This window comes from Lysobacter sp. Soil_N_51 (genome assembly GCF_057655755.1).
On record NZ_JBDGLR010000001.1, the window covers coordinates 431,750 to 444,110 of the forward strand.

A 12,361-nucleotide genomic window follows, 5' to 3' on the forward strand; every position below is an offset into this window, starting at 1 on the left:
GTCGGGGCTGAAAGCCCCTCCCACAAAATACCTCGCAGCCTTCATAAGCGCTCGACCATCAATCGAGCCTCCCGACGGCACGAAATTTTTTGTGGGAGGGGTTTCAGCCACGACGCTGTTCGTTCCGACGATTCGCAACGCCAACGGATCCGCACTCATTGCCGGTGCTTGCAACGCAGGCTCACCCAATCGGCGGACTCACTTCTTGATCGTGCAGAACTTGCCGAAGCTGTCGCCGGTGTAATAACGCTGGGTGATCGGTCGGCTCTTGGCGCTCTCCTGGACCAGATAGACCAGCCCCTGCGGCGAACCCAGCGGGGCCGGCCCGGTCGGGTTGTCGGTGCGGGCGCGGGTGTCGAACGACTGGATCATCTTGGCCACGTCCTTGGGCAGCGACTTGCAGGCCGGCGTCGCGGCGGCCTGGTCCGGCGAGACGGCGAGGACCAGCGCGACCGGCAGCGACCACTTCACGAGTCTGGCGTTCATGACGTTCGACGCGACCGCACCGGGCGTCCCGATGCACCTGCTTCGCGCTGCGGCGATGACCGCAGGCTCACCCTGCGCGCCCCGCCACCCGCCCCGCCGCACCACAACCTGACGGTCGCCTCCCGCCGCGACCGGGCCCGATCGCGCCCGATCGCGCCCGTCGCCGGCGGTGATCGGAGGTAGCGAATCGGTGAGTCGCGTGCGCAATCCACGCCCCGCACAGGCCGGAACCGGGCCTCGCGAACCTGACGGGGCCGACATCAACTTATTGATCAAAAAGGTAAAACTGCTCCGTAAGGTTGCCGTAAGGCAGGAGCGCGAGGCGACGAGCAACCTGCGCGGCATCCGGACCGCGGGTGCCACGGCCGGACACCGACACGCCGGCCGGCGCGCGGGGCCCGGGCACCACGCGCCGATCCGGCGATGCAGTCAGGAGTGCCGTCATGTCCGATTCCGAGTATCCCTACCCCTGCGCCAGCGACACCGACGATTCGCAGGACGACGTGGGTCCGCTCTCGCAATTCCGCCATGGCGCGCAGGACCGGCGCCTGCTCGAAGTCGCCCGCCTCGACGCCGGCAACATCGCCGCCAACAGCGACTTCGACGACAAACCCTGGGGCCTGCTGTACCGCGCCCTGATCGATTCGATCGGCCTGTCGCCCGACGACTTTCAGCTGATGTACCCATCGGTGCCGTGGGACTGGCCGCGCACCCAGGCCGGCTTCATCGCCGCGGCCCATTACGATTTCTGCTCGACCGCGCCGCAATGGAGCGCGATCGGCGCCTACGTGTCCAGCGGCGACGCCGTCCACCAGGCCTATCAGCAATTCCTCAACGTGATCCCGGCGCAGACCGAGTACCGCAGCCTGCGCCAGCACCTGCACGACGCCGACGACGCGCTGGTGGTGGCGACCAACCATTACACCCTCGCCACCACCTCGGCCGCCTCGGCCTACGCCAATCAGGTCGACGACAATCGTCCGAGCTTCACCGAATGGCTCGGCAGCCGTGGCGGCGCCGGTTATCAGACCCGCATCGTCGCCGCCGAGGTGGCGATGAACCAGGCCCAGAGCCATTACGCCGCGTTGGTCGCGCAGTGTGAATCGCCCGAACTCGGCCAGGCCCAATTGCGCTGCAGCAACGAGGCGCATCAGGTCCGCTTCGCCGACCTCAACCTGATCAAGCTGCCGAAGGTCCACGACTGGCGGGTCGATCAGGAGGCCGCCGACTGGGTCGCGAAGGTCCAGGCCGGCCACGGCCCCAGCGGCGTGACCCTGGGTTTCAGCAATCGCGAAGCGCCCTACGATTTCGGCCAGACCTGGGCCGGCCGCCGCAGCCGCATCCGCCAGTTGTTCTGGCAGGTGCGCATCAACGGCCGCTGGGAGCGCATCGACGAATTCGAATTCGACAACAAGCTCGAGCTGTCGCTGGACTTCCAGGCGGTCGACCGCATCGGCATCCGCCCGGGCGGGTGGTACGACGGCGAATTCGCCCGCGGCATGATCGACGGCCCCTTCATCCACGGCTACAGCCCGTTCGGCGGCGACACCGTGGAGACGCGCGGCCAGCCGGTGTTCGGCGAGAAGGGCTTCTTCGGCCTGATCAAGAACGGCATGTGCGTGGGCTACAAGCCCTCGTTCGCGATCCGCACCACCACCTCGACCTTCCGCCGTTTCGCCGACCCGTTCCGCGCCGCCACCGGGCTGCGGATCGGACCGTTCACCTTCGAAGCCGAAGGCGGCAGCCTCGCCGCCGGCTGGAAGGCCGACCCGGCGACCCAGACCTTCACCGGCACCACCAGCAGCGAGCGCGCGCTGATCATCGGCGCGACCGTGTCGGAATTGCCGAACGGGCCGGTGTAAACCGAAGCCCGGGTGGTGCGTTCGGAAGGGAGTCGAAGTTGTGCACCTCGTTCCAGCGGTCCGGCCGATGCGCGTCAGTGGGGACCTCCACGCGCATCGGCCGGAGTTCGCTCGGTGGCGCAGGGCGGCGGCATATTTGTTTCTGGCGGGGTTTGGCTTGAGCTGGTTTGGCTCGAGGCTTGGCCGAGGCCCGCTCCGCTTGAGCGCGATCAACTAAAGCACGCTCAACCAGAGCAGGTTCAACCAAAGCCGGCTCAACCGAAGCAGGCTCAATTCAAGCGCACCACGCCGTCGCAGTAACGGCCCTGGCAATCGCCGCGCGCGATGTCGAGCACCAGCGAATTGCCGGGATCGCCGCCGGGCCGCGCGACCCGCTCGGGCACCACGAACACCGCCGGGCTCGCATCGGCCATGCCCTTGGGCCACTTGAAACCGCTGACCACGCGATAACGCGGCAAGCCCGCCAGCGTCAGCTCGGCATCGGGCGCGAAGCTCGCCGCCTGCGCGCGCGCCGCATCGGTCCACGCCCGCAGGTCGGCCGCGCCGGCGACTTTCAAGCTGCCGTCGCGCCACGGCCGTTCGATCCGGTCGATCGCATTGGCGCGCGAAGCCACGCGCTTCGCATCGGCCTGCTTCGCCGCCGCCGCGGCCGTGCGGGTTGCCTGGCCGACGGCGGTCGGCAACGGCAAGCGCGCGACCTCCTGGACAGCGCCGGGCACCGACAGATTGCGCAGGTCCATCGCGGTCGCGCGGGCACGCGCTTGCAGCACCTCGAAGCGGAGCCGTCCCGCCGCGCCGGCCGCATCGCCGACCGCGCCGATCGTCGCGGGCACGGCCTTGGCGCCGCCCGCGCCGAATTGCTGATCGGCCTCGATGGTCAACGCGCCCTGGGCCAGGTCCGGATCGTCGTACAGCCAGCTCCAGGCCAGTCCGCGCCAGGCGCCGTCGTAGGACGGATTCATGCGCAAGGCATCGACGAACATCGCCCGCGCCGCGGTGCTGGCTTCGCGCAGATGGTCGGCTCGCGCCGGCTCGCCCTCGGCATCGCCCTGAACCTGACGCAGGTAGGCGCGCAAGCGCCACGCGCCGAGCTCGCGCGCGGCCATCGCCGAATTCGGATCGGCGCTGCGCGCGGCCTGCAGATAGTTTTCGGCCGGAACCTTTTCTCCCACCGGCCGCATCGCGACGGCCGCTTCGGCGCTGCGCCGGTAACGCTGCATCGCGGTTTCGTAGCGCGCGCCGTCGGCCTCGGCCGGCGCGCGTTCCTTGCGCAGCTCGCCGAGCATCGCCAGTTGCTGGCGAAAGAACGGATCGCCGCCGGCCGCGCTGCGCGCCGCGCCGCGCACCAGGCGTTCGGCCAGCGCGTTGTAGTCGGCCGACGGCAGCCGCGGCAGCGGTTCGCCCCACTTCGCCGGCGCGGTCTTCGGCGCGTTCGGCGCGCGGCTCGCGCGCGCTGGCGACGGCGCGGCTTGCGCGCGGCCAGGCGCGGCGCGTTCGGCGCGCGGCGACAGCGAGCCGCGCGACGCCGGATAGGTCGCCGCCAGATACACCCCCAGGATGCTCGCGGCGATCACCGCGCGCCTGGTCAGATCGCCGTCGCCGTCCTCGCGCGCGCGCCACAGCACCGCGATCGTGCACACCGCGCCGCCGACGGCCAGCGCGCCGCGAAACCAGCGTTCGCTCGGGCTGTGCCGCGAGGTCGAGACCAGATAGCCGATGAAATCCATCAGCCACATCGGCATCGACATCAGCCAGCCGGTCAGCGGCGCCAGGAAGATCACCACGAAGAACAGCAGCACCGCCACCTTGATCAAGGCGAAGCGGGTCGGCGGCGAACGCAGCGGATGCCAGCGCGGTGGACGGCCCTGCCAGCTCATCGGTTCTTGATCATCCGCGGCAACACCACCAAAAACACATAGCAGAACACCACGAAGCCGATGCCCATCAAGGTCAGCAGGATCTGGTTCATCCAGCCGTCCAGCGGCGAAGTGGCCGCGCTACGCAGGCTGGCGTAATACCCCTGCAGCAGATACGACACCGCGGCGAACACCAGCGGCACCACCAGGATCATCGCAGCGCGCGCGGTCGCGACCACGCGCAAGGTCTGGAGTCGGTAGCCCCGCGTAGTCGAAGCCCCTGACGGCATTTGCCGCTGCGGCACCGAAGACGGCAACGGCGGCCTCGCCCCGAACCGGCGCGGCGCCGGTTGCGGCCGCGGCTGCGTCGCCGCCACCGTCGTGCGCATCACCGTTGCCCAGGCGCGCGGCATATCCTGCGGCTGAGTGGCCGGACGCGGCTTGGCATTGCGCGCGGTCTTGCCGAGCAGATCCAGGCGTATGCACGACGCGCAAGGCTGACCGGCGTAATGCTGATGTTCGCGATTGCGCCCGCACACCACCAGCCGTCCGCTCGATGGCTGCGCGTACGCGCGCAAGGCGTCGCGCCACTCCGACGACGGCGGCCGCGCCGACGGCGTGTCGCCGAACGCGCGATCGAACAGGCCGCGCAGTTCCCGCGGCATGCTCGCGTGCGCGCTGACCGGACTGGGCGCCATGATCCGGTTCGCGCGCAGTCCGTAGGCGTAGCAGCGTTCGCGGATGCGCCCGGGGATATCGGTCGGCACCCGATCCGACGACGGCTTGCCGCTGTAGGGATGGATGCCGAAGTTCAGCAGCTGGAAGATCACCACCGCCAGGGCGAAACGGTCCTGGGTTTCCTCGCCGGCTTCGTCGAGCTTGTGCGCCTGATACTCCGGCGCGAGGTAATCGGGCGTGTACTGCGGCGCCGAATAACGCCGGCCGCGGCCCTGAATGCTGAAACCGTCGCAGTCGAGCAGCGCGATGTACAACGACGCGCGATAGAAACGCAGGTTGACCGGCTTGAGATCGACCACGCAGTGATGCTGCTGATGCAATGCCGCGAGCACCGCGGCGAGATTGGCCGCGAGGGTGATCTTGTGGCCCAGCCCGACCGGCAGGCCGGCCGCGCGCGCCTGACGCTCCTGCAGCACCTGTTCGAGTTCGGAGGTGGAATCCACGTCCAGCGCCGGCATGGTGAAACCGGCGAACTTGCCGCGTTCGTCGCGCACCACCGCATCGGGCCAGGCGATCTGCACGTAACGCTTGCCGGCTTCGATCTGGTCGGGCAGATGCGGACGCAGGTCGAGCATGGCTTCGATGCGATCGGTGTAACTCGGCGGATCGACCCGCGCGTGGTAGATCTTCGCCACCGCATTGGGATCGTCCGGCAGCAGGTACACGCTGCCGGCGCCGCCGCTCTTGATCAGCTTGCCCAGGCGCGAACGGCGCGAGCCGATCAGGATGGTCTGGCCGGTGACCAAGCTCATGGACGCGGGCCCGTTTGCTGCGGGCGCATTTGCCGCATGCCCGTTCGATGAGCATGCGAACGCGTTGGGGCCAGTCCAATCGCAAAGACCTCGACCGCAGCCGCGCCACTGACGACCTGGAAACGCATGGCGTCGGGGCTCATGGCAACGTGCTCATGACGTCGGACTCAGCCCCGCAACGCGATCAGCAGGGTCTTGTCGTCGGAGGTGATGCCGTGCGTGCGCGGGTCGTCGAGCGTGCCCAGCAGCGCGCGGCTGCCGTCGTCTTCGCCGACCGAGGCCAGATAGCGCGCGACCGGATCGATGAACGGCTTGAACAGGCCGGTATTGCCCTTGTCCATCGCGAACGGCATCGCGCCGTCGGACATCAGCGCCAGCCGCGCGGTCGGCGCGGTCACCGCGAGCACGCGCAGGTGCTGGCGCCAGGCGTCGCCGGTGACGAAATAGGTTTCGTTGGCGTACTCGCCGTTCTCCGGCGCCGACACCACGCTCGCTTCGTCCGTCGACGCCGCCTCGGCCACGCCGATGCCGTCGCCGATATGGAAGAACCAGCCGCGCTGCCCGTCGCCGGCGAACCCGACCAGGGTCGCGGCATAACTCGACAGCGAGGTCTTGTCCGCGTCGGCGATGTCGATCAAGGCCGCGCGCGCGGTCTCGACCGCTGCGCTGGCGATCGCCTCGAACGCGTGTTCGTCGTCCAGCCCGGTCGAATCGCCGCGCAGCCGTTCGCTTAGCACGCGCGTCACCGTATCGGCGACGACGCGCGAACCCTGATCACTGCGCGACGCCGAGCCGGCGCCGTCGCAAACCACCGCGACCAGGCGTTCGCCGTCGGCATGAAACGCGAACGCGTCCTGGCAGGGAATGCCTTTGCCAACGTGCGAAGTTCCGGTCGCCGATGCGGCGTAGATGCGCCAAGCCATGGCCTGCGCCCCGCCGCTCAGGTCGGCACCGAGGACCAGGTGTCGGTCGACGGCAGTTGCGCCTGTCCGCCCGGACGCGATTGCGACACCACCTGCATGCTCGCGCTGAGCCACAGGAACAATTCGCGGAACTGCAGCCCTTGCAGGCGCTTGACCCCGCCCTCGCCCTTGCCGCTGAACTGCCCCATGGCGCCGACCTGCGAACCGTCGCCGACCGCGATCGGGAAAATCGCGACCTTGTTGGCCTGCTCGGCTTCGCGCGCGCGCTTGGCCGAAGCTTCCCAGGTATCGGTCGGCGCGCCATCGGACATCAGGAACAGCCACGGCCGGGTGTAGGCGATGCCGGCGGCCTTGAAGCGCTGCTTTTCGTTCTCGACTTCGGTCAGGGCCAGGTCCATCGCGCGGCCGGTCGGCGTGGTGCCGTCGGCCTCCAGCACCGGCGCGGTGAAATCCATCGCGTCGCACCAGTCGCCGACCACCTCGGCATGATCGAAACCGCCGTAGCGCACCACCAGCACGCGCACCCGCTTGGCCGCGATCACGTCGCTCTTGAGTTCGGTCTCCAGCAGCTTGAGCCCTTCGTTCAACTGCTGCATCGGCGGCCCCATCATGCTGCCCGAGCAGTCCAGCACCAGCACCAGCGGCGTGCGCTGTTCGGTGTTGTCGACCAGGGCTACGTCGGGGATCACGGGCTGATTCATGGCATTCCTTGGCGAATGGATCGATTCGGCAGTATAGCCACAGCGACCACGGCGGGCACAGCGCGGCGGTTTTCGCGCTCGGCCCGGCCGCATGCGCGCGCGATGCGACGGGTTCAGCGAGGTTGCGGACCGCAACCCAGGCTCGCATGACGCCGCGCGGCCGCGACGACCGTCGCGGCGCACTGCGCAGCCACGCACAAGTCCGCGCACCGGTCCACAGACAGTAACCGCACTGCCATCTGCGCCCAGCACCCTGCGATGGCGGTCGCCCGCCGCTCCCCCAGCCTCCCGCTTTCCAGCGGATTTATGCCCGGATTGTCATGACCGACTCGCACGATTCCCACCGCCGCAGCTTCCTGCGCGGCGCCGCCGGCGCCACCGCCGCCGGCCTGGCCCTCAACCTGTTCCCGCCCGCCATCCAGAAAGCGCTCGCGATCCCCGCCGCGCGCGTCAGCGGCACCATTCACGACGTCAAACACGTGGTCATCCTGATGCAGGAGAACCGCTCGTTCGACCATTACTTCGGCGCGATGCGCGGCGTGCGCGGATTCGGCGACCGCTTCCCGATCCCGCTGCCCAGCGGCAAGCCGGTGTGGCGGCAGACCACCGCGCAAGGCCGCGAAATTCAGCCGTATCACATCGACACCAAGACCACGAGCGCGCAGCGCATCGGCGGCACGCCGCACACCTGGCCCGATGCGCAGGCGGCCTGGAACAACGGCCTGATGGACAAGTGGCTGCCGGCCAAGACCGAACGCTCGCTCGGCCATTACCAGGAAGCCGACATCCCGTTCCAGTACGCGCTCGCCAACGCCTTCACCCTGTGCGATGCGTATCACTGCTCGCAGCTCACCGGCACCAATCCCAATCGTCTGTTCCTGTGGACCGGCACCAACAACCCGGCCGCCGATCGCGGCGGCCCGGCGATCGTCAACACCTTCGACGATGGCGGCCCGGCCAGCGAAGGCTATTTCTGGACGACGTATCCCGAGCGCCTGGAACAGGCCGGGGTGAGCTGGAAGCTGTACCAGGACATGGACGACAACTTCTCCGATAACCCGCTGGAAGGCTTCCGCCAGTTCCGCGCCGCCGCGCCGGGCTCGGCGCTGGCCGAAAAAGCGTTGAAAACCTGGACTCTGGACGATCTCGCCAGCGATGTGCGCAGCGGCCAGCTGCCGCAGGTGTCGTGGCTGGTCGCGCCGGCCAAGTACTCCGAACATCCCGGCCCGTCGGCGCCGATCTGGGGCGCGGACTACACCGCGCGCGTGCTCGAAGCGCTCACCGCCGATCCGCAGGTGTGGGCGCGCACGGTGCTGATCGTCAACTTCGACGAGAACGACGGATTCTTCGATCACATGCCGCCGCCGGCGCCGCCGTCGTTCGACGCCGATCGCCGCTTGATCGGCGGTTCGACCGTGGACCTGCGCGGCGAACACCACATCGCGCGCAGCGGCCCGTCGCATGGCAGCTCCAGCGACCCGGCGATCTATTACGACCGCCCCTACGGCTTGGGCCCGCGCGTGCCGATGTACGTGATCTCGCCGTGGAGCCGCGGCGGCTGGATCAATTCGCAGGTGTTCGACCACACCTCGGTGATCCGTTTCCTGGAAAAACGCTTCGGCGTGGTCGAGCCCAACATCAGCGCGTGGCGGCGCGCGGTGTGCGGCGACCTGACCACCGCGTTCAACTTCCACGATCCCAATCACGAACCGATTCCGTCGCTGCCGGACATCGGCGACGCCGACCGCATCGTCGCCGAACAAAGCCGTCTGCCCGCGCCGAAGCCGCCGGCGGTGGCGAGCGCGCCGCGGCAACAACCCGGCATCAAACCCTCGCGCGCCCTGCCCTACGACCTGCAGGTCGGCGAACGTTTCGACCACGACGCGCGGCGGCTGCGCCTGAGCTTCGGCAACACCGGCCGCATCGCCGCGGTGTTCCATGTCTACGACCTGCTTAATCCCAACGCGATTCCGCGCCGCTACACGGTCGAACCGGGCAAGGTGCTGCACGGCGACTGGACGCTGCAACGCGACGGCGCCCGCGCCTACGCTTTGCAGGTGTTCGCGCCGAACGGATTCTTCCGCGAATTCCGCGGCTCGTTCGGCGGCGCCAACCCGACCGTGACCACCGTGCCCGACCTGCGCCTGCGTCGCCGCAAGCTGATCCTGGCCTTGCGCAACCCCGCGTTCAAACCGCTGCGGTTGAACCTCGCCGACCAATACGGCCTGTACGAACCGCGCCTGGAGCGCCTGGGCCCGGCCGCGGTGCATTACCGGCCGATCAAGCTCGACGAAAGTCAGCAGTGGTACGACTTCGTGCTGACCGACGCGAACGACCCGGCGTATTACCGTCGCCTGGCCGGCCGCATGGAGACCGGCGAGCACGGCATTACCGATCCGGGCTTGATCTAGGCGTCGGGGTTGCAGCATGGCGTTGGCCGCGGCGATCGCCGCGGCCTCGCGCTTGCGTCGTCGTTGAGGTTGCGCGGTCGCGGCTTGCGCCGCTCCTACAGGGAGCGGCCGATGCATGCGAATCGGCCTGCTGCCGAATTGCTTTGTGTAGGAGCGGCGTAAGCCGCGACCGCGAATTCACAACAACATCGTGGATTCGAATACGCGCAAACGCCCCAACCCGCCGCGCACCCGATTCACATCGAATCCTGCGGCTCCACGATCACCGCATCCTCCGGCACCCGCGCGCACGCGGCCTTCGAAACAAAGGCTTCCCAACGCCAGAACCCCCACGCCACCGCGGTCAACACCGACGCGGCGATCGCCAGATGCACGGCGCTGTCGCTGAGCCAGGGCGAGATCACCCCGGCCAGCAGCGCATTGACCACCAGCCCCGAAAACGCCTGCAGCGACGAAGCCGAGCCACGCTGGTGCGGGTACATGTCGAGAATCGACAAGGTCACGATCGGAAACACCAGGGCGATGCCGAACGCGCCGATGCACATCGGGATGATCGCCCACGGCACCTGCGGCTGCGCGGTCCACAGGTTGTAGCCCAGGTTGATCGCCAGGGCCAGCGCGCAGAAACCGAAGCCGATGTTGACCAGCCGATCGCCGCCGATCTTGCCGGCTGCGCGGCCGGACACGAACGAGCCCAGCACCATGCCGCCGATGGTCGGCACGAAGAACCAGGCGAACTGGCGCTCGTTGAGCTTGAGGATGTCGAGCACGAACGCCGGCGCCGAGGCGATGTACAGGAACAACGCGCCAAAGTTGAACGCACCGGCCGCGGTCAGGCGCTGGAAACGCGGGTTGAGGAAGATCGCGACGTAATCGCGCAGCAAGCGCTTGGGCTTGAGCGCCAGCCGCGCCTGCGGCGGATGGGTTTCCGGCAGCAGCACGATCACCGCCGCCAGCAGCAGCACCGAGAAACCGACCAGGAACCAGAAGATCGCCGGCCAGTGCGCCCAGCCCAGGATCCAGCCGCCGATGATCGGCGCGATCGCCGGGGCGATGCCGAAGATCATCATCACCTGGCTCATCAGCCGCTGCGCATCGTCGCCGTGCAGCACGTCGCGGATCACCGCGCGTCCGACGATCAGGCCAACACCCGCCGAAAGCCCTTGTACCGCGCGAAAGAAAAGCAAAGTAGGCAGATCGGTAGACAACGCACAAGCCACCGAAGCCAGCGTAAACACCCCCAACCCACCAATAATCACCTTACGCCGCCCGATCGCATCCGACAGCGGCCCATGCACGATGCTCATCAGCGCATACGCGACCAGATACACGCTGATGGTCTGCTGCATCTGCAGCTTGTCCGCGCCCAGTTCGGCGCCCATCGCCGGAAACGCCGGGAAGATGGTGTCGATCGAGAACGGCCCGAACATCGCCAGGCCGCCCAGCAGCAGGGCCAGGCGACGGATCGACAACGGCGCCTTGACGGAAGCGTTCATCAGGTGACCGCGCCCGAGGCCTGGGTGTCGATCGGCACTTCGTCCGGCGGGCCCTTGAGCTCGACCAGATTGCCTTCCGGGTCGAACAAGTATTGCGACGGGCCTTCGCCCTCGGCGCCGTAGCGCGAACCGAAGTCGCCGATGCGCACGCCGTGCGCGGCCAGATGAGCCACGATCGCCTCGCGGTCGAACGGCTCGGCCCGAAGGCACAGATGATCCATGTTGCGGCCCTCCTCGCCCGGCGCGGCGCCGCCCATGCGGCCGATCTTGCCGTCCACGTCGACCAGATCGATCAGCGAGGCGCCGGCGCGCAACTGCACCAGCCCGATCGGGTCCTGGCGCCGCTCGACCGTGCAGCCGAGCACATCGCAATAGAAGGCGATCATCGCGGCGGTGTCGCGCACGCGCAGCACCACGTGATCGAGTTGCATCAGCTGAAACGGTCGCGCGCTCATGTCGGCGTCGGGGCTTGGGGGGAGACTTCACAGCATACAACCGCGCGGGGATGCGATCGGGCGGAGAAGTTGTTTTGATTTGTTGATTGAGGGTGGTGGATGCGGGGCTGTTGGTAGCGCTCTTGTCGTCATCATCCTGGGTTGGTAACTCGCACTCGCGATGATCTCTCCCACCGTCATTCCCGCGAAGGCGGGAATGACGGACTGAGAGATTCGTATCTACGGAGGAATCCTTACCCAAACGACGGCTGTCATGTACCGCGCCCATCGTCGCGGCATCCTCCGGCCCGCCCCCGAACCGACCCCAAACCTCACCCCACCGCCCCAACCCTGAACCCGCTCCAGCCCCTGCCCCCAAACCCCATCCCCGGCTATAATCCCCGGCTTGAAACACCCGGTGGGAGAAGCGCCCCGGCCCCAGGCCTGGACCGCTGCCGAAGGCGCAACGCCCGTAATCGCTCAGGCCCCATACCGCCGCGTGTACAAACTCTGGAGAGACCGACCACCCGCGATCCAGCGGGTGGAACCGGCGCCGAAGGGGCACGAAGCCAGCGCGGAACGGAGCGGCCCCCAACGGCCATCCCTCCCCAGCCGTCACACCGCAGCCTGACCGCAGCGGGGCTTCCAAACTCTCAGGCAAAAGGACAGAGGGGCGCCTCGCGTGCGGCACCGCACGCTGCC

Annotated in this window: 9 protein-coding genes and 1 riboswitch; of the genes, 2 read left to right on the forward strand and 7 right to left on the reverse strand. The window is 68.2% G+C overall.

Annotated elements, in window-relative coordinates; translation table 11 throughout:
• Positions 1-198: 198 nt before the first annotated feature.
• On the reverse strand, positions 199-486 hold the full coding sequence (locus tag AC3A4T_RS02020; protein WP_487673840.1) for a hypothetical protein: 288 nt from the start codon (positions 484-486) through the stop codon (positions 199-201).
• A 443-nt stretch (positions 487-929) separates the two neighbouring features.
• Here AC3A4T_RS02020 and AC3A4T_RS02025 point away from each other — a divergent pair, with 443 nt between their 5' ends.
• Positions 930-2,348, forward strand: coding sequence for a hypothetical protein (locus AC3A4T_RS02025; RefSeq protein WP_487673841.1), 1,419 nt, complete (start codon positions 930-932; stop codon positions 2,346-2,348).
• A 269-nt stretch (positions 2,349-2,617) separates the two neighbouring features.
• Here AC3A4T_RS02025 and AC3A4T_RS02030 read toward each other — a convergent pair whose 3' ends face one another.
• The 4 genes from AC3A4T_RS02030 to AC3A4T_RS02045 form a co-directional block, all read right to left on the reverse strand.
• The gene (locus AC3A4T_RS02030; RefSeq protein ID WP_487673842.1) at positions 2,618-4,225 is read right to left on the reverse strand and encodes a hypothetical protein; all 1,608 of its coding nucleotides are present in this window, start codon (positions 4,223-4,225) and stop codon (positions 2,618-2,620) included.
• Complete coding sequence (locus AC3A4T_RS02035) at positions 4,222-5,694, reverse strand: hypothetical protein (protein ID WP_487673843.1); 1,473 nt, start codon at positions 5,692-5,694, stop codon at positions 4,222-4,224. Before AC3A4T_RS02035 ends, AC3A4T_RS02030 begins: the two co-directional genes overlap by 4 nt.
• Before the next feature lie 167 nt (positions 5,695-5,861).
• A complete protein-coding gene (locus AC3A4T_RS02040) occupies positions 5,862-6,617 on the reverse strand; it encodes a PP2C family serine/threonine-protein phosphatase (RefSeq protein WP_487673844.1) in 756 nt (251 codons plus the stop codon).
• 17 nt (positions 6,618-6,634) lie between these two features.
• Positions 6,635-7,318, reverse strand: coding sequence for a vWA domain-containing protein (locus AC3A4T_RS02045; protein ID WP_487673845.1), 684 nt, complete (start codon positions 7,316-7,318; stop codon positions 6,635-6,637).
• A gap of 320 nt (positions 7,319-7,638) precedes the next feature.
• Here AC3A4T_RS02045 and AC3A4T_RS02050 point away from each other — a divergent pair, with 320 nt between their 5' ends.
• Positions 7,639-9,729 (forward strand): phosphocholine-specific phospholipase C, encoded by a 2,091-nt coding sequence (locus tag AC3A4T_RS02050; RefSeq protein WP_487673846.1) that lies wholly within the window; start codon positions 7,639-7,641, stop codon positions 9,727-9,729.
• Between the two features lie 236 nt (positions 9,730-9,965).
• Here the strand turns inward: AC3A4T_RS02050 and AC3A4T_RS02055 are convergent, their stop codons facing one another.
• Together AC3A4T_RS02055 and AC3A4T_RS02060 are read right to left on the reverse strand one after the other, a co-directional pair.
• Entirely contained in the window at positions 9,966-11,225 is a 1,260-nt protein-coding gene (locus AC3A4T_RS02055; protein WP_487673847.1) for a multidrug effflux MFS transporter, read from the reverse strand.
• Positions 11,225-11,680 carry a VOC family protein gene (locus tag AC3A4T_RS02060; RefSeq protein WP_487673848.1) on the reverse strand — a complete coding sequence of 152 codons (456 nt, stop codon included), beginning with the start codon at positions 11,678-11,680 and terminating at the stop codon, positions 11,225-11,227. The genes AC3A4T_RS02055 and AC3A4T_RS02060 overlap by 1 nt, the downstream gene beginning before the upstream one ends.
• A 388-nt stretch (positions 11,681-12,068) precedes the next feature.
• Positions 12,069-12,164, forward strand: a riboswitch (glycine riboswitch).
• Positions 12,165-12,361: the final 197 nt, after the last annotated feature.

Bases quoted from the DNA above. Each gene is read 5' to 3' on its own strand.
- AC3A4T_RS02020 (WP_487673840.1), bottom strand. From the start codon at position 486: ATGAACGCCAGACTCGTGAAGTGGTCGCTGCCGGTCGCGCTGGTCCTC.
- AC3A4T_RS02025 (WP_487673841.1), top strand. From the start codon at position 930: ATGTCCGATTCCGAGTATCCCTACCCCTGCGCCAGCGACACCGACGAT.
- AC3A4T_RS02030 (WP_487673842.1), bottom strand. From the start codon at position 4,225: ATGAGCTGGCAGGGCCGTCCACCGCGCTGGCATCCGCTGCGTTCGCCG.
- AC3A4T_RS02035 (WP_487673843.1), bottom strand. From the start codon at position 5,694: ATGAGCTTGGTCACCGGCCAGACCATCCTGATCGGCTCGCGCCGTTCG.
- AC3A4T_RS02040 (WP_487673844.1), bottom strand. From the start codon at position 6,617: ATGGCTTGGCGCATCTACGCCGCATCGGCGACCGGAACTTCGCACGTT.
- AC3A4T_RS02045 (WP_487673845.1), bottom strand. From the start codon at position 7,318: ATGAATCAGCCCGTGATCCCCGACGTAGCCCTGGTCGACAACACCGAA.
- AC3A4T_RS02050 (WP_487673846.1), top strand. From the start codon at position 7,639: ATGACCGACTCGCACGATTCCCACCGCCGCAGCTTCCTGCGCGGCGCC.
- AC3A4T_RS02055 (WP_487673847.1), bottom strand. From the start codon at position 11,225: ATGAACGCTTCCGTCAAGGCGCCGTTGTCGATCCGTCGCCTGGCCCTG.
- AC3A4T_RS02060 (WP_487673848.1), bottom strand. From the start codon at position 11,680: ATGAGCGCGCGACCGTTTCAGCTGATGCAACTCGATCACGTGGTGCTG.